The following is a 24,168-nucleotide window of genomic DNA, read 5'->3' as shown; positions in this document are numbered from 1 at the left end:
TGGACTCAATGAAAGAACATTGAATGTGTGATAATGAGAAATAAAACAGCTTTCCAGATTATTAAACTTGCTTAAGCAGCGAGTTTAACCCGAATTTGCTTGGCGACCATAGCGTTTTGGACCCACCTGATTCCATTCCGAACTCAGAAGTGAAACAAAGTAGCGCCGATGGTAGTGTGGGGTTTCCCCATGTGAGAGTAGGACATCGCCAGGCTTTAAATTAGGTCTTCACCTTTAAAAAGGTGAAAGCTAAAACTAAAATTAGCATCTATATGTAAGACTAAATTTTAGTAACAATTTGTGGAGAGATGGCTGAGTGGTTGAAAGCACCGGTCTTGAAAACCGGCATACGTTAATAGCGTATCTAGGGTTCAAATCCCTATCTCTCCGCCACCATTAAGAAAGCCCGTTGATTTATCAACGGGCTTTTGTCATTTCTGTGTCTCGTCCTGAAATGTGTTTGCACATTGAGGACGAATTATGACTACTTCACATAATCTCTACGTTAAACGCACTCAGCGTGATTACACACTAGGTTTTAAATTACAGGTTGTCGATGCTGTTGAAAAAGGCGACATGACGTATAAACAAGCCTAAGCTACCTATGGCATTCAAGGTCGTTCAACGGTTTTAACCTGGCTAAGAAAGTACGGAAAAATGGATTGGGCGCAAAATCCAAGGAAGAACGCCATGCATAAAACAACGAAACCAAATGCATCTCCAGCTCAAAAATTAAGCGACTTGAAAAAGAGTTGGAAGATGAACGATTGAAAAATCTCATTTTTAAATGAAGTCGTTGATATTCTTGATGCTGAACACGGGACTAGCCTCAGAAAAAAGTATTGTCATCCTGAAGATGTGTTGATGAGCGACATAACCTATGTCCAATCTGATGAAGGAGTGCATTATCTCTCGTTAGTTACTGACGCCTTTAGTCGGAAGATTATGGGCTATGAGCTTAGCAATGAAATGAAAGCGACGGATGTTGTAAAGGCTTTAGATATGGCGATAAGAACACGTCGGTATGGTTGCTCGTGTATCCATCAAAAGGTAGAAATAAAATAAAAGCCGACAGCATGTTGCGGTCGGCTTTTGAATTACTGAATGGTGGTTAAGGTTTAATCGTCATCTTGAACCAGCGTTAACGCTTTACGAGAGACTTCATGCGCTGCTTTGGTTAAGTTCTGCTTCTCGAGTGTGTCTGCTAAGAATGCGTAGTCAGAAACGTCTGTACGAAGCTTTAAAGCCGCTTCAAAGTGCTGTTGGGCTTCAGACCATTTTTCTTGGCGGAAGTAATAGTTTGCCAGAGCACTGTGAGCCGCGGCATTTTCTGGCTCTTTCTTAACAACACCTTCCAAGAAGACCACTGCTGGATGTATATCTGGCAGGTTAAGATCAGGTAGCAATTGATAAAGTTCTGGTGTTGGGGTCTTTTTCAATGATTCCTTCAGAATGGTAAACGCTTCCGAGTCTGCTTTTCGTGCAATCAACTCACGAGCAAAACAAGCAATCAAATGGGGTTCTTGTTTCACTTTGCGCGACAATCCATTCCAATGAGCGATCAACCCCTCACTGCCTTGCTTTTGTGCGACATCATGTAACAAACCACATTGGGCTGTTTGTACTAGCTCTGCTTGCTCGTCTTCTGATATCAACTTTGCTTTGTTCAATTGGGGCACTAGATCAAGCAACGGTTGCCACAGCTTAAGTTGAAGATAAGTTGTTTTTAACAGATTGAGTACAATAGAGTTATTGGCGTACTGTCCTTTTAACGACTGCAAGGTGTTAAGGGCGGCTTCGAAGTCGTTATCTCTAACTAACTGTTTTGCGCGCGTAAGCTCGACGGCAAGGTGGGCGTTTTCTTGTTGGCCTGCTAGAGCTAGGTACTGATCCCGCTTCTGTTTGTCACCTTGCCCTTGCGCGGCTTCTGATGCAACCAAATAACACAGGAGAGGCATATCGTGGTGGTTGGCCCAACGTGTTACTTTTTTCTCTGCGCCTTTCCAGTCACCTTCCAGTAGCTTAATGATGCCTTCATTGGTATATCGGCGAGAGCGGCGCATTTTGCGCACACTGAAGTAATTCCAAGTAGCAGAGCTTGTATAAATAACTTTCTTAATTACAAACTCTAATAGGAACAAGGCTGCGAGTGCCGCGATAACGAAGATGACCAGAGTCGTCACACTCATTTCGATGGTTTTATTTGCTATCGAGATGAGTACATAGCCTTGCTGACCTGAAAATTGCGTGCCTACAAATAAGCCCAAACCTAAAACGGCAAATAGGAAAATAAGACGAAACATTACTTATCCTCCGTGCCTGTCATTGTCGTTACTTCACGACGTATGCGTACACGAATGACATCAGAGAGCTTTGACTGGCTCTCCAGCTTCGTAGGGTAATCTACCTGGATGTTTTGTTGACTCAGTTGGTTGATGGTTTTATTGAACTCTTTAACCGAATTGTTATCTTGATTAAAGAATGCAAGTGCCCACTTGTCAGCCGTTGTGAGTGCTGTGGTATAAATCTCACCTTGTTCGTCATAAACCGCTTTGATCGCTGTTTCTAGTTTGGCTTTGATGTTCTCTTTGAGATAAAAATGTTGCTGCGGTGAAAGTAGTGGGATGACATTACCATCACGAGTACGGAAGGTGATGAAGTTTTCAGAGAAGTCCTTGAGCGACGTCATCAGATTATCTTGCCAGTTGGCGATGTCTTCAGAAACTTCTTGCTCTGTAACCGCTTGAGCTTCTGGAAGTATGGCATTGGCTAATGGCAGTGTGTCGACCTGCTGCTGTAGAGCGGTTAGACGCAATACCAAACCATCACGATCCACTAAAGGAACGGTTCGCAGTTTTGTGATGTCATTTGCCATTGATTTGCGTAGATTGACCAAACTAGGGTCATTGAGTGCCGCTATGCGTTGGTCTGCTGTTTCCATCAATTGCGTGGCGCTTTCGACATCGTGCTCCAGGAATAACTTACGACCAGCAAGTTTTACTAAATAATCCGCTTCTGCAAGTAGCCAATCATTCGGGCGGCGACCTTTTATGTCAGCAACGGCAAGTTGGAGACTTTCGATGCTTTTCTGTTGCTGACCTAAAACGACCTCAGCTTTATGGGTGACCGTCGTCGCTTTTGCGATGGTTTCTTCTTTTACTTGATTGAGTTGCTGCTTCATTGAAGTTTGAGCTTGTTCTAGCTGACTTTGAAGCTGGGTAATTTGGGCTTGATATTGGCTTTGCTGCTCATGGAGTTTATAGGCTAAACCACCGCCAAAAATGACAGAGAGAATAATAGCGGCTGTGCCGAGCTTAACGCCTCGTTTACCTTGTTTCTCTTCAAACGGTTGCTGAACAGGTTCCGCGGGTTTGGTTTTTTCTGACGGCTTTTCGCTGCTTGCTAAAGGAGCATCATCGTTAGGCTTGTTCGGTTCAGAAGAGGTTGTCTCTGCCGTCGCTTTAGATTCTGCTTTAGACTCAGGTTGCTTCTTAGGCGTCTCTTTATCAGCTTGCGATACCGATGAAGTGTCCTCGGTAAGGTTTTTATCGTTATTCTTTTGGTCGTTATTTTTATTTGTCATGCCTATGTCCTGTGTAACTAGGGCTGGAGAGCAGCCAGTAATTCCTGGTTGGATGCGCTTCCTGTGCATCTCACCCGAGTGAACCCCCGTTGAATTGCGAGATCAGCAATGCGCTGACTGGGAACAAACAATTCTTGCTTATTAAGCCAACTCAACTGCTCGGATGTCAATTGGTTGCACAAATAATTCAGTTGCTCACCACTGGTGACGATGACCTGATCAATTTTTTGCGTCTTCCATAGTGAAACACAGCGTAATGGATCGAATGGGATGAATTCTCGCTTATATGTCTCACTATAGTGGACTTTTGCGCCACGTTTAACTAGTGCTTCTTTAATCAACTCTCTTCCTCCATTACCGCGCAAGATGAGAATATGTTGATGTTCAACATTGCTTAGCTGTGGAAGTCGCAATAAATGTTCACTATCACTGATTCGCGGATAGTGTACTTTCTGTTGAGAGTGTTTGCTTAAATAGTGTGCTGTTTTTTGACCAACGGCAAGGTAAATGGCTCGTTTAGGCCATGATTTCTCATTGTTAATCAGAATTTGCTGTGCACATTGCACCGCATGTCGACTCACAGCAATAATGATCTGAACATCATCAATATGATTCCTCAATGCTGCGTCAGTGAGATCCGCAACAATATCTATTAGAGGGTGGTGGTATGCGGAGATACCGTGTTGTTCAAGCAAAGAACAAAGCGCTAAGCCTTGTTCTCCAGGCCGAGTGACCAACACTGTCATGATTATTCGTGTTCTTCGGCGTACAGTTTGGTGAGGATGTTTCGCGCGCCCTTATTTAGCAGTTCATTTGCTAATTTGACGCCTAGCGCTTCGCCATCTTCTCGAGCGCCGCGTATTTCACCCCGAACAATATGGCTACCATCAGGCTCACCAACTAACGCGCGTAGCCAAACTTCATCTCCATCCAGCAGGGCATAACTGCCAATGGGTACTTGGCAACCTCCCTCTAGTGTGAGGTTCATTGCTCGCTCACACAGTACGCGGTCTACTGTATTCTGGTGATTTAATGGTTCAAGAAGTTTTAGGAGTCTATCATCGTCAAGGCGGCATTCAATACCAACTGCTCCTTGCCCAACGGCTGGGAGTGACTGCTCTGGCTCGATAATGCTCTGAATTCGCTCTTCCAGTTTCAGTCTCTTTAAGCCAGCAGCGGCTAGAATAATGGCATCGTATTCACCTGCATCGAGTTTACCGAGGCGTGTTCCTACGTTACCACGCAGCTCTTTAATGATGAGATCTGGGCGATATTCTTTTAGTTGGCATTGGCGGCGTAGGCTACATGTACCGACCACTGCACCTTCAGGTAGTGCGTCAATATCCGAGTAATGGTTCGAAACAAACGCATCGCGAGGATCTTCACGCTCGCAAATAGTTACAAGCCCCAATCCTTCAGGGAAGTCAACAGGAACATCTTTCATCGAATGTACGGCTAAATCTGCGCGACCTTCTAACATTGCGACTTCCAACTCTTTAACGAATAACCCTTTACCACCAACTTTGGCTAAAGGGGTATCTAAAATCACGTCACCTTTGGTCACCATAGTTACTAACTCGACCTCCAACCCTGGATGAGCAGCTTGCAGGGCGTCTTTCACAAAATGGGCTTGCCATAAAGCAAGAGGGCTTTTTCGAGTTGCAATGCGAATAGGTGTTGATTGTGTCATGATCATCTCAATGCTGTTTGGATTTGAGTTTATCCTACCATTGTCACCAAAAAATTCTTACTGTTAGTTAGTTATCTAGGAATTCGAAGAATGAAATTTCATATCGCATTGAAAATAGTGTGACTAGATTCTCAATTAAGTTAAGGACTATTACTCGTTACTGCGGTTACGGGCGACACTGTCTCGCTATCAAATTTGTGACAAATGTATATTTTTGCCGCAGGGTTGATGTAAAAGTGGTAAACTTTACCAAGTACAATAAAAGTGTTAAATTGATCACGTTTTTAGACTGTTTTGGTTTAAAACTTCAGCAGATATTCGTGACTGTTCAACCAAGGAATTACCCTTGCAGGTTTACACCCAAAAAATTATTCAGCGATTAGACAATTTGAACCGGCAGCGTATTGAGCGCGCGCTGGCGCTTATGGACTCGCAAAGCCAGCAAGTTCTTCACTTGATCCCCGCGTTGTTTAACTACAACCACCCCGTTATACCCGGTTACTATGATGCCGACGTACCATTTGGCGTGTCAGGCTTTACACCGAATTCGATCCAGCAACAGTTTATTGACGACACTCAACTGACGATTGGTCAGTCGTTAAAAACGGCGCAACAACCTGCAATTCTCGGTTTGTATACCATGGGTAGTACGTCTTCTATCGGTCAAAGTACGTCCAGTGATTTGGATATTTGGGTGTGTGTCTCGCCTGAAATGGGCAGTAACGAACGTGAATCACTGATAAATAAATGTCTGCTGATCACGGATTGGGCGCAAAGCAAAGGTGTAGAAGCGAACTTTTTCTTAATGGATGAAGAACGTTTCAAAACCAATCATTCTGAAGAGATGACAGGTGATAACTGTGGCTCTTCTCAACATCTGCTGCTACTTGATGAGTTTTATCGTTCAGCGGTCCGAATCGCTGGTCAGCGTCTTTTATGGCAAATTGTGCCACCAGAAATGGAAGAGTGTTACGAAGAGTACGTTTCGCAACTTTGTCGCGATGGTCACATTAACTGTGATGAATGGATCGACTTTGGCAAATTGAACCGAATTCCAGCGGAAGAGTATTTTGGCTCGAATTTGTGGCAATTGTACAAGAGTATTGATTCACCTTATAAGTCGGTTCTAAAAGCGATTCTATTAGAAGCTTACTCTTGGGAATACCCTCATACTCAGCTATTAAGTATTGATACAAAGCGTCGTTTTTTTGCTCATGAACCAGATCTTTATGGGATGGATGCTTATTACTTGATGCTAGAAAAAGTGACTCGCTACCTTGAGCGCATTCAAGACCATACACGCCTAGATTTAGTTCGTCGTTGCTTCTATCTGAAAACGCATGAAAAACTGTCTCGTGAGCCAGATGTCGGTTCTGTGGCTTGGCGTCGTGAAGCTTTGAGCGAGATGATAGAGCAATGGAACTGGGATATCCTTGTGGTTGCTGAACTTGATGATCGTCGAAACTGGAAAGTCGAGCAGGTCAAAGTGGTGCATCATGCATTACTGGATGCGTTGATGCAGAGTTACCGTAATCTAATTCAGTTCGCACGTCGTAACGACATCACTTCGGCTATCAGCCCGCAAGATATCAGTATTCTTGCGCGTAAACTATATGCAGCGTTTGAAGTGTTACCGGGGAAAGTTACTCTACTGAACCCGCAAATTTCTCCGGATTTACATGAACCTGATTTGAGTTTTATCGAAGTGAAAAAAGGGGGCGTGAATAAACCCGGTTGGTATTTGTATAAACAGCCTCTCGAGGCACACCGCATACTTGGTCAACCGTATCTGGATCATCATGAATACCTGAGTAAGCTGGTTTCATGGGCTTTCTTTAACGGTTTAATTACCGAGTCCACTCATTTACATGCTGTGGTACGCGAAGCTGACCTAGACATTGATAAGTTCTATCAAATGGTGAGTGATTTACGTAATACGTTTGCTTTACGTAAGCGTCGTCCATCCATGCAAGCGTTGGCAAATCCTTGTGAAATAAGCCAACTGGCCATGTTCATCAACTTTGAAAGCGATCCTACCTCGGAATTGTCCGGTAGATCGATGAAAGTGGATGTGAAGAATATCGATATTTTTAGTTTTGGGCCTGAGCATAAGAACTTAGTCGGCAGCGTCGATTTGGTTTATCGAAACTCATGGCATGAAGTGCGCACATTGCATTTCAAAGGCGAGACAGCAATGCTGGATGCGCTGAAAACCATTTTAGGCAAAATGCACCAAGATGCGGTTCCGCCTGAGTCGGTGGATGTATTTTGTTATGCGAAAAACATGCGTGGTGTGATGCGCAATAAGGTATATCAGCTGCTAGCGGAATGTATTGAGTTACGTTTGAAGCCTGTCGAACAAGAAAAACGCCGACGTTTTAAGGCGATGCGTCTAGGCGATCAAACCTACGGCCTGTTTTTCGAGCGTCGCGGAGTATCAGTGCAGAAATTGGAAAACTCGATCGACTTTTATCGCAGTATCTCAACGAACAAGCTTAAAGGCTCACCATTATTGATGCTGGATCGAGAGCAAGAATACCAAATGCCTGAAGCGGTCGATGGTTTTGCGAGCGAAGGCTTGGTGCAATTTTTTTTCGAAGACAGCGAAAACGGATTTAATATTTATGTGTTGGATGAGTCAAACCAGGTGGAAGTGTATCACCAGTTCAGTGGCTCAAAAGATGAGATGATCGCTTCGGTCAATAGTTTTTACACCTCAGTAAAAGATGACAATGGCGTTGCCTCACAGTTTATCAACTTTAATTTGCCACAGTATTACCAAATCATTCACCCAGAAGAAGGGAGCGCTTACATCATTCCTTATCGTAACGATTGTCCACCTCATCGTCCTCATAAAGCCGTGAATGCGTAACACTGGTAACACTGAGAAGAAAAAATAAAAAAGAAGAGCACATTAATTAGTGCTCTTTTTTATTATTGGCGGTAGGGCTGGCCTTATTCCCAATCGATGGTTTCACCAGCGTGTTTTTCACACTCCTGTTTCACCATTTCAAACAGCTCTATCCCTGTTTTTGAACAGATCCATTTGTCTTCGATAAGTTTGAAGTGAAAACCGCCTGATTTTGATGCTAACCAAATCTCATGCATGGGTTCTTGGCGATTGATGATGATTTGGCTGCGGTCTTCAAATTCTAACGTCATTACATTCCCAGACACTTCATAATCAATGTCAGCGCCTGATTCATCGATGGATTCTTCAATGATTTGCATTTGTGTATCCACCAGTTGATGAAATTCAGTATCGTTCATCCGTCTGTCCTATTGCTTTTCCTGAGTGTGGTGCGATTATAGGGGGCATTGAATTAATAATCACGATATGCCAAATGAAAAAATTACTTACTGTGTTGTTTGTGATGGTAGCCGCTACACTCGTTGGGTGTGGGCAGTCCGGTTCACTCTACATTCCAGATGACGCTCAACAAAATGAGCAATCACAATAAATAGCCGCACTTCAAGGTGATACTACGGTTTAGCAGTCGAATAAAATAAGGGAAGCGAATTTTGGATTACTTTAACTATCAGGACGATGGCCAGCTTTGGGCTGAAAATGTCTCACTTCAGACTCTAGCAGAGCAATATGGCACTCCTCTGTATGTTTACTCTCGAGCCACGCTAGAACGTCACTGGAAGGCGTTTGACAATGCTGTGGGCGAACACCCGCACTTAGTGTGTTTTGCGGTGAAGGCGAACTCAAACCTTGGTGTACTTAATGCATTAGCGCGTTTAGGTTCTGGCTTTGATATTGTGTCTGGTGGTGAGCTAGAACGAGTGATCGCCGCTGGTGGTGATGCGAAAAAAATCGTCTTTTCCGGGGTAGGAAAAACACCAACAGAAATGAAACGAGCACTGGAGCTTGGCATTAAGTGCTTTAACGTTGAGTCTGAGCCAGAGTTAGAACGCCTGAATAAAGTCGCGGGTGAACTTGGTGTAATTGCCCCAATTTCATTGCGTATTAATCCAGACGTGGATGCTCAAACACACCCTTACATCTCAACGGGTTTACGTGATAATAAGTTCGGTATTGCATTTGATAGAGCACCGGAAGTTTACCGGTTTGCGCAAAGTCTACCGAATCTGAATGTGCAAGGTATCGATTGTCACATCGGGTCTCAGTTAACCAGTATCGCTCCGTTCATTGATGCGACAGATCGCTTATTGGCGCTGATTGATGATTTAAAAGCACAAGGCATTCATATTCGCCACATCGATGTCGGTGGTGGTTTGGGTGTGGTGTATCATGATGAGCAACCGCCGCAACCATCGGACTATGCCAAAGCGTTATTGGCCCGCCTTGATAATCACAAAGATCTCGAGTTGATTTTTGAACCAGGACGCGCCATTGCAGCAAACGCAGGTATCTTGCTAACGCGTGTTGAATTCCTTAAGCACACTGAGCATAAAAACTTCGCCATCATTGATGCTGCGATGAACGATCTGATGCGTCCTGCACTTTACCAAGCTTGGCAAGAAATTGTGCCAGTCTCGCCACGAGAAGGTGAAGCTCAGAGTTATGATTTGGTTGGTCCTATTTGTGAAACGGGTGACTTCTTGGGTAAAGATCGTGCACTTGTGTTGCAAGAAGGTGATCTACTCGCGGTTCGTTCCGCGGGCGCCTATGGTTTTGTGATGTCTTCGAATTACAATACTCGTACCCGAGCGGCAGAAGTGATGGTCGATGGAGACCAGAGCCATCTCGTTCGCCAGCGTGAAGAGCTGACCAGTTTGTGGCAGCTGGAACAGATTCTACCGGAGTAACACACAACAAATGCATTTCCATTTTTCTAAAATGCACGGTTTGGGTAATGATTTTATGGTCGTAGACTGTATTACCCAGAACATGTTTTTTTCTCAAGATTTGATTCGTCGTTTGGCGGATCGTCACACCGGCGTTGGTTTTGACCAGTTGCTGGTGGTTGAAGCTCCGTATGACCCAGAAACAGACTTCCACTACCGTATTTTTAATGCGGATGGCAGTGAAGTCGAGCAGTGTGGTAACGGTGCTCGTTGCTTTGCACGTTTCGTGAGGCTCAAAGGGCTAACTAACAAATACAGCATCAGTGTGAGCACCAAGAAAGGCAAGATGATCCTCAACATTGAAGAAGATGGTGAAGTCAGAGTCAATATGGGTGTGCCTGAGTTTGAACCCAACAAGATTCCATTCAAAGCTAAGCAGAAAGAGAAAACCTACATCATGCGTACGGGTGACAAAACACTCTTTTGTGGCGCGGTGAGTATGGGTAATCCACATGTTGTGACGGTTGTCGATGATGTCGATACGGCAGAGGTCGATACATTAGGACCGCTGCTTGAATCTCATGAGCGCTTCCCAGAGCGTGTCAATGCCGGCTTTATGCAGGTTGTTGATCGAAACAACATTCGTTTACGAGTATACGAACGAGGCGCAGGGGAAACACAGGCTTGTGGTAGTGGTGCGTGTGGGGCCGTCGCAGTAGGTATCCTACAAGGACTGCTGGACGAGAATGTCAAAGTGTCACTGCCTGGTGGTGAACTAAAAATCTCCTGGAAGGGGCCGGGAGAGCCACTATTCATGACAGGGCCAACAACGCATGTTTTTGATGGTCAGTTATCGTGCTAATAGACGCAAAAAGGAAATAGTTTGTCTAAAGTACAAGTAGAAGAAGTTATTGAAGTCAATGCTGATGCATTAACCGCTGAAGTCGTCGCTGAGTACCTAAAAGATCATCCAGACTTTTTTGTAGAGCGTTCGGAGTTAGTCGATCGCCTCTCATTCCCTCATGCGGAATTAGGGGCAGTGTCGTTAGTGCATGTCCAAATGAACCGTCAGCGTCAGCGCATCGAAGAGCTTGAAGAAGAGATCACGACGCTGATGTCTCTTGCGGCAAACAACGATCGCACCTTTTATGAGTTTATGGATCTGCAAGGTCAGGTCCTCAAATGTCATGACTTCAAACAGGTTATTCAAGCCATTGAGCAAAAAGCACAGGACTTAGGTCTGCGGGCTTATGTGCGCTTGTTCGATCAATGTGATGCATCGATACAACTCAACCGAGACAACTATCAACGGTTTGCAGCGACTCATCTCAACGGGAAAGACGCATATTTAGGTCGTTTACGTAACGTTGATCGTGAAGCATTATTTGGGCGGCAAGCGGTCCCAGAAATGGGGTCTTATGTGGTGCTACCATTAGTAAAACAGCAGACCATTGGTGCGCTGATTTTTTCTAGCGAAGACGGTGGCCATTTCCAGCCAGAAATGGATACTCTATTTTTGCGTCATTTATCACTCGTAGTGGCGCATCTTGCTCAAACCTTGGTATGGCAATCTTACGATGACAACAACGCCTGCTCACAGCATTCCACTGCCAAGTAGTTTGCAAAAGCCCCTTGAACGTTTCTATGAGTTTCTTAGAAGCGAAAAAGGGCTAAGCCTGCACACTCAGCGTAATTATAAGCAACAGCTCGAAACCATGGCCCAACATTTAGTTGATATGGGCCTAAAAGATTGGTCTCAGGTAGATGCGGGCTGGGTGCGCCAGTTAGCGGGTAAAGGTATGCGTGAAGGCATGAAAGCCAGCAGCCTTGCGACTCGCTTATCGTCTTTACGTAGCTTTTTCGATTTTCTTATCCTGCGTGGAGAAATGTCGGCCAATCCAGCGAAAGGGGTATCGGCACCTCGTAAAAAGCGTCCATTACCTAAAAACCTTGATGTCGATGAAGTTAATCAACTACTCGAGGTGAATGAGGATGACCCCTTAGCTGTGCGTGATCGGGCAATGATGGAGTTAATGTACGGCGCTGGCTTACGCTTAGCCGAGTTAGTCAGCATTGATGTGCGTGATGTTCAATTACGTAGCGGTGAGCTTCGTGTCATTGGTAAAGGTGATAAAGAGCGCAAGGTACCGTTTTCTGGAATGGCAACGGAATGGGTCGGTAAATGGCTCAAATTACGTGGTGGTCTTGCTGATGCTGGTGAATCTGCATTGTTTGTCTCCAAGCTAGGTACACGTATTTCTCATCGCAGTGTACAAAAGCGCATGGCTGAGTGGGGGCAAAAACAGTCGGTTGCGAGCCATATTAGTCCGCATAAATTACGTCACTCATTTGCCACACATATGCTGGAATCGAGTAACAACTTACGAGCGGTACAAGAATTATTGGGTCATGAAAATATTTCGACGACGCAAATATATACTCACTTGGACTTCCAACATTTAGCCCAAGCTTACGATCAAGCGCACCCAAGAGCACGCAAGAAACGCGGAGACTGACACGAAAGATGATATTTTACCGCAGCATTGCGCCGATAAAGGCGATGACGTTTGACCTTGATGATACTTTGTATGATAACGCCCCCATTATTGCGAGGATGGAGCGAGAGCTACTCTCGTGGCTGCAGGTCAGCCATCCTGCAGTTGCACATATGGGAAAAACGGATTGGCTCGCCGTAAAAAGACGTGTAGTGACACAATCTCCAGATTTAAAAAGTGATGTCACACTGTGGCGACTGGTCCAACTAAAGCAAGGCTTTCTTGATGCGGGATATAACTCAAAGCAGGCGCAATTGGCCGCAGAGCAGGGGGTTAACGTTGCACTAGACTGGCGTAATCGGTTTGCAGTTCCTCAACAAAGTCTGGATATACTGATGCAGCTTGGTAACAAAGTCCCATTGATTGCCATCACCAACGGCAACGTGGATGTGGATAAAATCGGCCTAGCTCCTTATTTTCAGTGTGTACTGAAGGCGGGACCTGATGGTTTGGCGAAACCGGCTGTTGATATGTTTGATAAGGCCCAACGTTTTTTAAACTTACCTGCCGAGAACATTTTACATGTTGGTGATCATTTGCTGACGGATGTCCATGGCGCGAAAAGAGCGGGCTACGCGGCATGTTGGTTAAATGATGTGAATATCAACGTGAATCAGCATCCGAAGACACGCACCTTACCTGATGTTGAAATTCGTTCTTTACAGACCCTGTTGGATCTTTTGTAATGCTTAAGGTTCCACATTCAATAGTTCACTTGGTTCAATAAAGTTTCACGTGAAACCTTATTAAAAGTGCAGCGTGCTGCACTTTTCCTCCCTTATCTACCTTTGAACAAATCCATGTCCGCTTTTCTCTGCATGAAATATCGGTAAGTAACGAGCAAAAAAACTGAGCATCAGCTGCTGATTCTCTTTTTCGCCTAATTGCCCTAATAGTTGTGCAGCCACTTCAAAAGTGCATAGGTTGCCTTGCTGCTGGTTGCGGCGCAGTTGATATTGGGAGTCACCCTGAGCAGAGAGTTCCAACATTGGGATATCTTCTAACCAACGACTTTTGTTGATCATCTTGCGCGCTTCTTGCCAGGTCGCATCCAAAATAATGAACAGTGGTTTTCTCTGTTGGCTCTTACTTTGCTCTGTGACTTGTTCCAGTGTCTGACTTGTTTGATGAGGAAACAGTATGACCGGATATAGGCTAGGGTCGGCGAGCCGAGCTAACAACTCTGCTGGTGGCTGTTTACGATCCCAGAGTGCTTGCTCGACATTCAGTCGGCATTTCTGTAGCAGTTTACCAGTGTTGGTATCACGCTTGAGTTCGTTAGGGTGTAAAAGTAGCATCAAAGCATGCTCACTGTTGAGCTGAGGCAGCAGTGGGCAAATGCACTGATATTGAAAACCGCAGTGAGTGCACAGCGAAGGCATTATAAGCGTACTCCATCACGTACTGGGCTAATCCCGTCAGAGAATAAGCGTACCCCACTTACTTGTTCAGCGGTGGCTGTTGGTGCCATGCTTGGATTGATTGGATAACTGACCCCCGTGTATTCCATCACATGGTTAGCGGACTGTGCTCCACCACCGCTGACATTAAAAATGAGATCACGCCAGCCGTGAGAGATCTGTTGACCAAGCATGATTGGGCTTTGAACTAAAGTAATTCGGCTATTGAAACGCCAAGCTTGTTCGTAGTTCTCAAAAATCAGTAAGGTACAGCCGCCAGAGCCACACCAGTCTAACTGCACCAGCAATTCTTGTTGACCGTCATCATTTAAGTCGTAAGTCAGCCAGCGGTACTGGTTATTACTCGGATCGGTTTGATTAATGAAAAAGTAATTGCGAACGGCGCTATCGACTTGTGAGTTGAAGTCAGCGCTAGACGGTATATCAGCACTGCCGATCGGCTTGTTCGTTCGTTTGGCAGCAGGTTGCTGCAACCCTGTCTCACGCACAGTAGTTGGATACAGTACCAGTCCGCCATCTGCGATTGGGTAGACGAGATTGCCGACTTTTTCTTGGGTGGCTTTGAGCTGGTTTCCCTCACGGGTAAATAGCCGCTCAGACAGCAAGCGTTGTTGCTGGTGGTGCGTCATCACGACTTGAACTTGCGATGGGTTGAGTTGTTGCCAGTAGCCGCGTTCAACTAAAGGGGGTTGTCCATCGGAGTAACTGTATTTCGTTTCTGCACTGTGATCGGGGCGCAACGTCATTTGCACTTCGAACCCCTGTGATTGCGTCGAGGTGGCCACATAGGTATTAGCCCAGCTCAGAGTGTTGTCAACATTCGCCGTCATCCCACAGCCTTGATATGTTTGGTCATCAAGTTTGAGTGTTGCTTTCCAGCCATACAGTGAGTCACTCATCGTGTCTGAACAGAGGTTTTCTGCCATGGTTAGAGAGCCCTCGTTCAGTTGGTAGGTACGTTGCCGAGGTTGCAGTTGAGCTCCTTGGATCTTGAGCGCTTGGACTGGTTGACCCATTGGTTGAACGTTGAGTGAGTCGTCGGTAAAGCTTGCAGACCAAAACGGTTCGTTACCAAATACTCGAGTTGGTTTATTGGCTTGAGAGCACAGATTAGGGTTTTCAGCGCTGAGGAAGTTAATTTGTTCGACGGAAAAGTTAGCGTCAAAATCGGCAGAACTGCCGTCAATGCCTGGCGTGTTGAGGTAGCCAATCATTTCCCCGTACATGGCTTGATAGGGTTGACGACTTAGCGCGATGGCGTGCTGGGCTTGTTGCTGCGTTAACTGCAACCAGTACTGTTTATCGCTGCCACATGGCATGATGTATTGGCTTTTGGGGCCAACGATCACTTTGCCGCGGAGCATAAATGACTGAGGTTGAATTGTGTCTGGCTTGTCCAGTGAAGCGGTTGGCGCGGTGAGTTTGTCGTCACCCGATTGCGGTGGTTGACTGCTACATGCTTGCAGAACCAGCAGAGTCGCGAGTGCCACTGGGTTTTTTAAAGCCTTCATGTTATATCTTCCTCATTAATACTTTATTGGCATCGGAAGGCATTATGGCATATTGGTTATTTAAAACTGAACCCGATACCTTTTCTATTGATACATTGAGAATACAAAACGTGTCATGTTGGGAGGGAGTTCGTAATTATCAGGCACGCAATATGATGCGTGATCAGGTAAAAGTGGGGGATTTGGTGCTGATTTATCACTCTTCCTGCAAACAGGTCGGTGTCGCCGGGATAGCAAAAGTGATTAAGGAAGCGTACCCAGATCATTTTCAGTTTGACCCAGAAAGTGATTACTATGATCCTAAGTCAGACCCTGACAACCCGCGATGGGTCATGGTGGATGTCGAATTTGTGCGTAAAACCGAGCGTGTGATTCCCTTGTCAGTAATGAAATCGATGCCAGAACTGGAGGCGATGCCATTGGTGAAACGCGGAAATCGCTTATCCATTATGCCCGTAGCGGAGCAAGAGTGGGACGCGATTCTTGACAAAGAAAAACTGCCGAGTCAGCGTACAAATAGATAGCAGCTCAAATAGAGAGAAACAAGGGCTGCATAATAGCAGCCCTTTTAGTGGTATTTATTACGATGGCTATTATTGCTCATCTAGGAGTAAGTGCTTTTGCAGATAGCGCGCTACTGCATCATCAGCATTACTGCCTATCACTTCATTATGCGGAAGTGCTTGCATCACTTTTTCGTGTGCGGTTCCCATGACGAGTCCTTTACCTGCCATCGACAACATTTCTACGTCATTCATACCATCACCAAAGGCGAGACAGTTATCTAGAGTTAGGCCGAGCGTTTCTGCGACAGCTTGTAGAGCATGACCTTTAGAGACCTCTCCGTTCATCACTTCTAAACACCACGGTGTCGAAAAGGCAATATTCAGCTTATCACCAAACTGTTTACGGAGTTTGTTTTCTAACACTACTAGGCGCTCATGATCTTTACCTTCATGAGTGAAAAATATTTTCGCAATACCATCGGTCGGCGCTTGATCGGGATTAAACAATTTATAGGTGAACTCCTCATGAAAGTCACGTAGCGCTTCATCAGGTTTATTCAACAGCCAATCATCATTCTGATAGATATGAATGAGGAGTTCAGGATCGTGCTTGATCGTATCGATCACACTCTGTACTAACTCTTGCGGGACGTTCTCACTGTACATGAGTTGATCGTCCTGATCGTGTACGCGTGCACCATTTGAGGTGATCATGTAAGCGGGAATGCCCACTTCGCGGCGGATACTGGCAACGTCTACATGGTGGCGACCCGTCGCAAAGACAAAGGTATAGCCCATTTCGTGAAGGGTTCTCAGCGTCATTTTCGAGTACGCGCTGAGCCTGTGATCGGGTGCAAGTAAGGTACCGTCTAGATCGGAGGCAACGATTTTAGTGATCTCTTTGCAAGGTAACGATGTGCTCATGTAGTCCTCGTCAACGTTTAGGATAGGTGGAATGAGTCGGTTGTACTCGAAGTTGTGCAGGTCGATTATTCAATCCACAGCTAATGTAATGAACAATATCCAATGTGCGACCCAGTGTACGTCAAAATAAACAGGAAAAAGAGGGTAAATCGTCAGGTAGATATTTCCCCCTTTAATCTCACTTGTGCGTGTTTTGTTCCTGGTGTTCATTCATAAAACGGAATATGGCATCCAACGCTTGATTACGATATTGGTCTGATTCGAACAAGATCTCATGCTGAGCCCCTTCAATCGTCAGCAGTTCGGTTTCTGGGTTGGTTTTACGTAGTTTATCGATAAAGCGTTTTTGGGCAAGGTTACTGACAATGCGATCATTTTGCGCTTGGATGAGCAATACCGGCACCTTGATTTGGCGAGTCAATAAAAAGCACTGTTTTGCAGCCATCAATCCTTGCCATACCCATCGAGTACTGGGTCCACCGACTTGCAGTTCTGGTTTCTCGGTATAGAGGTTACGAAACCATTGGTATCGATCATGGCTTTGGCTGAGTGGGTTATCTTCAAATGGCTTGGGGAAGTATGGTTGATGTCCCGGCGCGTAACGTGGCAGTGTCGAGATTGCGGACATGATTTGCGTCACTGGTATCGCGATAGGCGAAAGATACCAAGGTAAGTTGATGCCAAACATAGGTGCGCTTAATATCAACCCTGTGAAAGGGTGGTTCGGGCGTGTTTGCAAATATCGCGTGGCGATTGCTCCCCCCATGGAGTGAGCAATAATAAAGTTATGTTTATAATGGCTGAGATTATGCGCCTTAAGTACCTCATCCATATCGTCAACGTAATCGGTAAAGTCATAGACATGACCCATGTCAGAGTCGCTCAAAAGGCGCTCAGACAATCCTTGACCCCGGTGATCAAAAGAATAGACATCGAATCCTTGTCGGTACAGGTCATAAAACAACTCTTGGTATTTCCAAGATGACTCTATACGACCATTGACGACCAGCACCGCTTTTTTGTGGTTCGGATTAGTCAGTTTGCACCAGTAGATTTTCTTTTTTTCTACTCCTTTCACAAAACCTTCTTGGCGACTTTGCCAAAGTGCTGCGATAGGACCATCTATCGCTTGCCCAAATAAAGTCTCTTGGGTATAAATCAAAGGTGAATGGTGAGAAGCCATTAGTCGATTACCTAAAGATACGTTGCAGACGCGGTGTATCATCGAAGAAATAGTGAGGAAATGCAATGGATACGCATGTTTGGCTAGCCTATGTAGTTACAGCGATCGTTTTTAGTTTGGCTCCTGGGTCTGGTACCGTCAACTCGATCAGTAATGGCTTGAACTACGGGACCCGAAAGTCACTCAGTGCCATTGCTGGTTTGCAAATAGGACTAGCCATACACATCGCGCTGGTTGGGGCTGGCATTGGTGCATTGGTTGCGCAATCAGCGACGGCATTTAGTGTGATTAAGTGGGTGGGTGTCGCTTACTTAGTATGGCTTGGTGTTCAGAAATGGCGTGACACATCAGGTTTGGCAACCGCCGAGAACCATCAGGACATGTCGGCGAGCTCGCTATTGTATAAAGCTGTGTTTATTAATCTTACCAACCCCAAATCGATTGTGTTCCTCGTTGCGTTGTTTCCTCAGTTTATCGATCCAGCCAAAGATCAACTGATACAATTATTGGTGCTAGGCGTGACGACGGTTGTGATTGATTCTTGTGTGATGCTTGGCTATACCTCGCTGGCATCAAAGATGGGGCGTTTTATTCGCTCTGATCTCATTATGTCTAAAATAAACAAAATCTTTGGTTCGATGTTCGTCGGTTGTGGTGCTCTGTTGGCTGCCGCAAAAGCGTAATATTCACTCTTAAAGCTTCATTAGCTCGCTTAAGGTTGTTGACGTTAAGCGGGCTAGACTCATCTCTCCGCTTATCACTCTCTCCTGTATGAAACTTTTGTGACGTCGTACGCCGTGACCTTGACGACCTCCTTCTTTTAAATAAACATATACGTATATCCATATATAGGTATGTTTATTATGCTTCCACATCAGTTTTTCAAACTTTTATCCGATGAGACCCGGGTGCGCTGCTTATTGCTGGTGGCGCGTGAAGGCGAGATCTGCGTCGGCGATTTGGTCTTTGCGCTGCAAGAAAGCCAACCGAAAATTTCTCGTCATCTTGCTCAGTTACGATCCAATGGCATCTTGGTTGATAAGCGTAAAGGACAGTGGGTGTATTACGAACTGTCACAGCAGTTACCCGGATGGATGCGCAAGTTGATTGACAACTTAGTCGCGTCGAACTGTTTGAAGCAAGAATACCAAGAAGATATTTCGCGTCTGCATGATAAGAATCGTGTGGCTTGCTGCTAGTCACGAATAAAAATTCACGATTAAAGATTTTAAAGGTAGGAACTTATGACAATTAAAGTAGGGATTAACGGTTTTGGTCGTATTGGTCGCTTGGCATTACGTGCGGCGTTTGACTGGCCAGAATTGGAATTTGTCCAAATTAATGATGTTGCTGGCGATGCCGCGACGCTAGGTCATTTACTTGAATTTGATTCAGTTCAAGGACGTTGGCACCACGAAGTGCAAGTAGAAGACAATGAATTAATCATCGATGGTAAACGCATCGTGACCACTCAACAACGTGATATCGACGCGGTGAACTGGTCTGGTTGTGATGTGGTGATTGAAGCAACCGGTGTGCATCGTAAAACCTCGTACTTAGATCAGTATCTTGACCAAGGTGTTAAACGTGTGGTGGTAAGCGCCCCCGTAAAAGAAGAAGGCATCGCAAACATTGTCGTTGGTGTAAATGACCACATTTTCGATCCAGAAAAGCACCGTATTGTTACTGCAGCATCTTGTACGACCAACTGCATCGCGCCAGTGGTGAAAGTGATTCATGAGAAATTAGGCATCGAGCAATCATCGTTCACGACGATTCATGATTTGACCAATACACAAACGATTCTGGATGCGCCACACAAAGATCTGCGTCGTGCTCGGGCTTGTGGCATGAGCTTGATTCCTACAACAACTGGCAGTGCAACAGCGATAGTGGAAATCTTCCCGGATCTGAAAGGCAAAATTAATGGCCATGCCGTGCGCGTCCCTTTGGCGAATGCTTCACTGACCGACATCATCTTCGACGTTAAGCGTGACACCACAGCAGAAGAAGTGAATGCGTTGCTTAAAGAAGCGTCCGAAGGTGAACTGAAAGGCATTCTTGGTTTTGAAGTTCGTCCATTGGTTTCGATTGACTATAAAGGTGACCAGCGCTCAACCATTGTTGATGCCCAATCTACGATGGTGGTTGGATCGCGCATGGTGAAAATTTATGCGTGGTATGACAACGAAATGGGTTATGCGACACGTACTGCCGAGCTGGTACGTAACGTTGGTTTAGCGTAAAGAGGTATGCAAATGTCACATCCTACATGGCAATTAGACTTGGACTCGGGTGCATTAGTTTTAACGCCTTGTCCGGGTACAAAAGGTGTTGCACTACAAGCATCACTTGAACAGTTGAAAGCGCAAGGAGTTCAGGCTGTTGTGACGGCTTTGGACGATACTGAGCTGGCGTCGAAACACGTTTCTGAGTTGGGTGAAGTTACTCAACAACTCGGCATGAAATGGTTCCAGATTGAGATTGAAGACGATTGCGCGCCTAACGACGTGTTTGCGGCGAAGTGGCAGCAAGCCAGCCCTGAATTGCACGCGGTTGTTGATCAAGGCGGCAAGGTTGCGATGCACTGCATGGGCGGGTCAGGTAGAACCGGTCTTTTTGCTGCGCACTTGCTGATCGAGAAAGGTTGGGAACTCGCTGATATCGTCCGTGAAGTTCAGGCTCTGCGCCCGGGTGCGTTCACGAAACCGGTACAAATCGACTATATCGAGCACGTGGCAAATCGCACTTGATCAGCGAATGGCGCTTTTAGAACACTATGATCCAAAAGCGCCATAGTCTTGCAGTGAGTTTCACTTGTTGAAGATGAATACACATTTATTGGTTTATCTATCCATTTGATATTATGTGTTTTTTACTTTTCTTTTAAGTGGACTACGCAGATGGTTTTTCACCAATATTGTTACGGAAAATGGTTGCGTAACAATATTGGTGTTCAGGTTCTACAGCATTTGGAACATCATGATCTAAATGCTCTTATTGCTGTACATTTGAGGTCATCATGATTTCACAATTAAGTAAAAGCATTCGTCAGTACATGTTGGTAACGTTCAATTATTGGAACTTTACCGTAACCGATGGTGCACTACGTATGCTGGTGGTGCTTTACTTCCACGACTTAGGCTATTCGACATTAGCCATTGCCTCTCTGTTCCTTTTCTATGAATTTTTTGGGGTGGTGACCAACTTGATTGGCGGTTGGTTAGGAGCGAGATTAGGCCTGAATAAAACCATGAATATTGGATTAGCCATGCAAGTTTTTGCTTTGTTGATGCTTGCGGTGCCGAGTGTATGGTTAACGATTCCTTGGGTCATGGCGGCACAGGCGTTATCCGGGATTGCCAAAGATCTGAACAAGATGAGTGCGAAAAGTGCCATCAAAACCTTAGTGCCGGATGAACAACAAGGGGCACTGTATAAATGGGTCGCGATATTAACGGGTTCAAAGAATGCGTTGAAAGGGGCAGGATTCTTTGTTGGTGGTTTATTGTTGTCTTGGGTGGGCTTCCAAAACTCGATGTTTATTATGGCTGCGGCTCTGACGGTGGTCTTTATCTGTAGCATGATTTGGTTAGAAGCCGATATGGGCAAAGCGAAAAGCAAACCCAAATTTCGCCAAATTTTCTCTAAATCTGAATCGGTGAACATCTTATCTGCAGCACGCATGTTCTTGTTTGGGGCTCGTGATGTTTGGTTTGTCGTTGCGCTTCCTGTTTACCTGGGCAGCGTGTTTGGGTGGGACCATTTGTGGGTCGGTGGCTTCTTAGCGGCATGGGTGATCGCCTATGGTTTTGTGCAAGGTTTTGCCCCGCGTATTACTGGGAAGGCGCAAGGGCGAGTTCCCGATGGTAGCGCCGCACTGATGTGGGCAGCGATCCTTGCCGTTATCACTGGCGCTATTGCCTACGGAGTGCAAGTGGGTTGGCAGCCAGAGTTGGTAATCGTCGTGGGGTTGATGATTTTTGGTGCTGTTTTCGCGATTAACTCGTCGCTGCACTCCTACCTAATTGTCAGTTATGCTAAAGGGGATGGTGTATCACTGGATGTCGGCTTCTACTATATGGCGAATGCGATGGGTCGATTGATCGGAACGGTTTTATCTGGGTGGGTATATCAGCAAGCTGGGCTTGCCGCTTGTTTGTGGGTTTCCTTTGCGTTTCTTGCCCTAACGACGCTTATTTCTATTAAGTTACCCAAAGCCAAGGTTGCAACCGCTTAAAAAATTGATTGATAAGAGCTCCTTGGTCGCGGGCTCTTTTTATTTCTCCGCTCTGTTCTGTTTGGCGAAACGTCACGCAGTATTGCTCATAATTGATAGGCCGTGTTTAAAAATCGTGCTTGTAAAGCCAGGTGAGCACTGAAAGCATTGTGTCTTGGTTGCGTTAAAAATAAGCAAAAACAGTTTGTTAAGTCTTTCGCAGAGTGCAAATTCCACTATGCTATGGACAACAAATGACACAAATGGAAAGAAGTATGAGAGAGCGGGTTCTGTTTTTTGACCTATTGCGCTGTGTAGCCGCGGTAGCTGTGATCGCCATACATGTGTTGGCACCTTACCGAAACGAGCTGGGCGTAATCCCGCTTGATCAGTGGCTAACAGCGGTGGGAATAAATAGTGTAACTCGCTGGGCAGTGCCCGTGTTTATCTTAATTACCGGAGCTTTGATGCTCAGTGATAAGCGTCCATTTGATGGTAAATATTACTTGAGACGTCGTTTAGGTAAGGTTCTGATCCCGTTTCTTATATGGTCGTTGTTCTATGCGTATTTATCTGGTTGGACGGCGCAAGGATTCGACTCTGGTAGTGTAAAAGACGTCCTGTCTAGCAGCCTGCACCACGCCACCTATTATCATCTTGGTTTCTTCTATTATTTCATTCCACTTTACTTGGTCATTCCATTATTCCAGTGGTTGGTTAGAAATGTCGACGACAACGTTTTATATACCTACCTAGCGGTTTGGCTTTTTACCAGCACCTTATTCTTATTCAAAATTGATGGACCATGGAGCAATCAGATGTGGCTCTATATGGGGTATCTGCCGTTAGGATATGTGTTGTTTCAGAAAGTACCACTGAATCGACCTGTCGTGACCTTATTTACGGTACTCGGAGTGATTGCTCTTGTTGTCACATTTACCATGCTGGTATCGAATAGTTTAGAAGCCGGAAAATACAAGGTTGGACACTGGCTGTCGTATAAGACACTCAACGTTATTTTAGCTGCTTCAATGGTGTTTATGCTGGGTCGTTACTTTGGTGAAGGATTAACGCCCAATGTGCAAAAAGTGGTGAGTTTTATTAGTCAACACAGTTTGGGCATCTATCTGCTGCATCCAATTTTCTTGTGGCCAATGAAAGAGTTTGGTTGGTATACCGGGCATCCTGTATGGGTCATTCCACTGTGGATACTGATTAGTGGTGCTGGAGCGTTGATGACAAGCTACCTATTCTCTCGTTCGGCCAAGACGCGTTGGCTATTGCCTTGATGGAGTTTAGCGTTTTAAGGCGAAATGAAGAAACTTCTCTCCCTGGTAGGTGAGTGTTCCTTTATCGCCAGGGTTAAGAGCATGATAATAATGAACGCCAACTTGGAATTCTCGTTTAGGGCCCATCGAACCGCGTTGAACGTAGATCCAAAATTCTTGATCGTCTTGTCCTGGATCAGGGTCTGGAATCTCAAAGACTTGCTTGTCTAAGATGGTGACTTGTGCTGTTTGCTCGGGAGCCTCTTCACCAACGTAATGTTTGCTGTAAAAACGAAAGAATACCCAAGCACCTAGCGCGATGAGGGCGAATAGTGCCAAAATCAGTGTAATGGGCATGGAAACCTCCAGTATGTTGTTACGCCTTATTTTACAGAAGTTCCTGATGAAACCATGCACCGATCTAGATGTTTCATGATTTACTCAAAGGTCGTTGGATTTTATTCGGTGTGGTTCACAGTTTGCATGCTCACATAACTTGGAAATAGCACACAGTTTGAGCGTAAAGTTGGAGTTAAGTACTCGAAAACGCTCT

At 45.3% G+C, this 24,168-nt stretch carries 24 protein-coding genes, 1 tRNA gene, 1 rRNA gene and 1 pseudogene; 17 read left to right on the top strand and 10 right to left on the bottom strand.

Annotated elements, in window-relative coordinates; translation table 11 throughout:
* Positions 1-98: 98 nt before the first annotated feature.
* The 3 genes and pseudogenes from rrf to ONE56_RS13160 form a co-directional block, all read left to right on the top strand.
* A 5S ribosomal RNA gene (rrf, locus tag ONE56_RS13170) occupies positions 99-214 on the top strand.
* Between the two features lie 88 nt (positions 215-302).
* Positions 303-393, top strand: a tRNA-Ser gene (locus tag ONE56_RS13165).
* An 87-nt stretch (positions 394-480) separates the two neighbouring features.
* Positions 481-1,044 (top strand): annotated as a pseudogene (locus ONE56_RS13160) (DDE-type integrase/transposase/recombinase); the annotation flags it as partial.
* Between the two features lie 74 nt (positions 1,045-1,118).
* Here ONE56_RS13160 and ONE56_RS13155 read toward each other — a convergent pair.
* Genes ONE56_RS13155 through hemC form a run of 4 tightly spaced genes read right to left on the bottom strand, consistent with a single transcriptional unit; the run spans position 1,119 to position 5,273 of the window.
* Positions 1,119-2,303: a heme biosynthesis protein HemY gene (locus ONE56_RS13155; RefSeq protein WP_423839991.1), complete on the bottom strand. Its 1,185-nt coding sequence runs from the start codon at positions 2,301-2,303 to the stop codon at positions 1,119-1,121.
* Positions 2,303-3,583, bottom strand: a complete 1,281-nt coding sequence (locus tag ONE56_RS13150) for a uroporphyrinogen-III C-methyltransferase (RefSeq protein WP_423839990.1) — start codon at positions 3,581-3,583, stop codon at positions 2,303-2,305. Before ONE56_RS13150 ends, ONE56_RS13155 begins: the two co-directional genes overlap by 1 nt.
* Before the next feature lie 17 nt (positions 3,584-3,600).
* Complete coding sequence (locus tag ONE56_RS13145; protein ID WP_423839989.1) at positions 3,601-4,329, bottom strand: uroporphyrinogen-III synthase; 729 nt, start codon at positions 4,327-4,329, stop codon at positions 3,601-3,603.
* 2 nt (positions 4,330-4,331) lie between these two features.
* On the bottom strand, positions 4,332-5,273 hold the full coding sequence (hemC, locus tag ONE56_RS13140) for a hydroxymethylbilane synthase (protein ID WP_423839988.1): 942 nt from the start codon (positions 5,271-5,273) through the stop codon (positions 4,332-4,334).
* A gap of 346 nt (positions 5,274-5,619) precedes the next feature.
* Here hemC and ONE56_RS13135 point away from each other — a divergent pair, with 346 nt between their 5' ends.
* Entirely contained in the window at positions 5,620-8,145 is a 2,526-nt protein-coding gene (locus ONE56_RS13135) for a class I adenylate cyclase (protein WP_423839987.1), read from the top strand.
* Positions 8,146-8,228: 83 nt separating this feature from the next.
* On the opposite strand, the gene cyaY is transcribed toward ONE56_RS13135, so the two are convergent.
* Positions 8,229-8,543 (bottom strand): iron donor protein CyaY, encoded by a 315-nt coding sequence (gene cyaY / locus ONE56_RS13130; RefSeq protein WP_041155265.1) that lies wholly within the window; start codon positions 8,541-8,543, stop codon positions 8,229-8,231.
* A gap of 74 nt (positions 8,544-8,617) precedes the next feature.
* Between cyaY and lptM the strand changes: the two genes are divergently transcribed.
* From lptM to yigB, 6 genes are all read left to right on the top strand, one after another.
* Positions 8,618-8,734 carry an LPS translocon maturation chaperone LptM gene (lptM, locus tag ONE56_RS13125; protein WP_128814650.1) on the top strand — a complete coding sequence of 39 codons (117 nt, stop codon included), beginning with the start codon at positions 8,618-8,620 and terminating at the stop codon, positions 8,732-8,734.
* Between the two features lie 61 nt (positions 8,735-8,795).
* Complete coding sequence (gene lysA, locus ONE56_RS13120) at positions 8,796-10,049, top strand: diaminopimelate decarboxylase (RefSeq protein WP_041155266.1); 1,254 nt, start codon at positions 8,796-8,798, stop codon at positions 10,047-10,049.
* A gap of 10 nt (positions 10,050-10,059) precedes the next feature.
* The gene (gene dapF, locus ONE56_RS13115) at positions 10,060-10,890 is read left to right on the top strand and encodes a diaminopimelate epimerase (protein ID WP_041155267.1); all 831 of its coding nucleotides are present in this window, start codon (positions 10,060-10,062) and stop codon (positions 10,888-10,890) included.
* Between the two features lie 21 nt (positions 10,891-10,911).
* On the top strand, positions 10,912-11,646 hold the full coding sequence (locus ONE56_RS13110) for a DUF484 family protein (RefSeq protein WP_423839986.1): 735 nt from the start codon (positions 10,912-10,914) through the stop codon (positions 11,644-11,646).
* Entirely contained in the window at positions 11,606-12,544 is a 939-nt protein-coding gene (gene xerC / locus ONE56_RS13105; RefSeq protein WP_415679537.1) for a tyrosine recombinase XerC, read from the top strand. Before ONE56_RS13110 ends, xerC begins: the two co-directional genes overlap by 41 nt.
* An 8-nt stretch (positions 12,545-12,552) precedes the next feature.
* Entirely contained in the window at positions 12,553-13,269 is a 717-nt protein-coding gene (gene yigB, locus ONE56_RS13100) for a 5-amino-6-(5-phospho-D-ribitylamino)uracil phosphatase YigB (protein WP_331439204.1), read from the top strand.
* Between the two features lie 96 nt (positions 13,270-13,365).
* On the opposite strand, the gene ONE56_RS13095 is transcribed toward yigB, so the two are convergent.
* Entirely contained in the window at positions 13,366-13,965 is a 600-nt protein-coding gene (locus ONE56_RS13095; RefSeq protein ID WP_331439205.1) for a tRNA-uridine aminocarboxypropyltransferase, read from the bottom strand.
* Positions 13,965-15,515, bottom strand: coding sequence for a COG3650 family protein (locus ONE56_RS13090; protein ID WP_423839985.1), 1,551 nt, complete (start codon positions 15,513-15,515; stop codon positions 13,965-13,967). The genes ONE56_RS13095 and ONE56_RS13090 overlap by 1 nt, the downstream gene beginning before the upstream one ends.
* Before the next feature lie 44 nt (positions 15,516-15,559).
* On the opposite strand from ONE56_RS13090, the gene ONE56_RS13085 reads away from it, so the two are divergent.
* On the top strand, positions 15,560-16,039 hold the full coding sequence (locus tag ONE56_RS13085) for an EVE domain-containing protein (RefSeq protein WP_415679538.1): 480 nt from the start codon (positions 15,560-15,562) through the stop codon (positions 16,037-16,039).
* 69 nt (positions 16,040-16,108) lie between these two features.
* Here ONE56_RS13085 and ONE56_RS13080 read toward each other — a convergent pair whose 3' ends face one another.
* Together ONE56_RS13080 and ONE56_RS13075 are read right to left on the bottom strand one after the other, a co-directional pair.
* The gene (locus ONE56_RS13080; protein WP_331439208.1) at positions 16,109-16,945 is read right to left on the bottom strand and encodes a Cof-type HAD-IIB family hydrolase; all 837 of its coding nucleotides are present in this window, start codon (positions 16,943-16,945) and stop codon (positions 16,109-16,111) included.
* A 178-nt stretch (positions 16,946-17,123) separates the two neighbouring features.
* Positions 17,124-18,128: an alpha/beta fold hydrolase gene (locus ONE56_RS13075; protein ID WP_423839984.1), complete on the bottom strand. Its 1,005-nt coding sequence runs from the start codon at positions 18,126-18,128 to the stop codon at positions 17,124-17,126.
* Between the two features lie 65 nt (positions 18,129-18,193).
* Here ONE56_RS13075 and rhtB point away from each other — a divergent pair, with 65 nt between their 5' ends.
* The 6 genes from rhtB (at position 18,194) to ONE56_RS13045 (ending at position 23,636) form a co-directional block, all read left to right on the top strand.
* Entirely contained in the window at positions 18,194-18,811 is a 618-nt protein-coding gene (rhtB, locus tag ONE56_RS13070) for a homoserine/homoserine lactone efflux protein (protein ID WP_331439210.1), read from the top strand.
* A gap of 180 nt (positions 18,812-18,991) precedes the next feature.
* Positions 18,992-19,327: a metalloregulator ArsR/SmtB family transcription factor gene (locus ONE56_RS13065; RefSeq protein WP_041155273.1), complete on the top strand. Its 336-nt coding sequence runs from the start codon at positions 18,992-18,994 to the stop codon at positions 19,325-19,327.
* A gap of 45 nt (positions 19,328-19,372) precedes the next feature.
* Positions 19,373-20,374, top strand: coding sequence for an ArsJ-associated glyceraldehyde-3-phosphate dehydrogenase (locus ONE56_RS13060; protein WP_041155274.1), 1,002 nt, complete (start codon positions 19,373-19,375; stop codon positions 20,372-20,374).
* Between the two features lie 12 nt (positions 20,375-20,386).
* Positions 20,387-20,881, top strand: coding sequence for a cyclin-dependent kinase inhibitor 3 family protein (locus tag ONE56_RS13055; protein ID WP_423839983.1), 495 nt, complete (start codon positions 20,387-20,389; stop codon positions 20,879-20,881).
* Positions 20,882-21,150: 269 nt separating this feature from the next.
* Complete coding sequence (gene arsJ, locus ONE56_RS13050; RefSeq protein ID WP_331439212.1) at positions 21,151-22,368, top strand: organoarsenical effux MFS transporter ArsJ; 1,218 nt, start codon at positions 21,151-21,153, stop codon at positions 22,366-22,368.
* 254 nt (positions 22,369-22,622) lie between these two features.
* A complete protein-coding gene (locus tag ONE56_RS13045) occupies positions 22,623-23,636 on the top strand; it encodes an acyltransferase (RefSeq protein WP_423840512.1) in 1,014 nt (337 codons plus the stop codon).
* Positions 23,637-23,642: 6 nt separating this feature from the next.
* Here ONE56_RS13045 and ONE56_RS13040 read toward each other — a convergent pair whose 3' ends face one another.
* Positions 23,643-23,972 (bottom strand): DUF2500 domain-containing protein, encoded by a 330-nt coding sequence (locus tag ONE56_RS13040; protein ID WP_423839982.1) that lies wholly within the window; start codon positions 23,970-23,972, stop codon positions 23,643-23,645.
* Positions 23,973-24,168: the final 196 nt, after the last annotated feature.

Origin of the sequence: Vibrio mytili (genome assembly GCF_049563345.1) — a bacterium.
GTDB lineage: Bacteria > Pseudomonadota > Gammaproteobacteria > Enterobacterales > Vibrionaceae > Vibrio > Vibrio mytili.
Note: the sequence above shows the minus strand (reverse complement) of the source record. Positions and strands in the feature narration are given on the sequence as shown.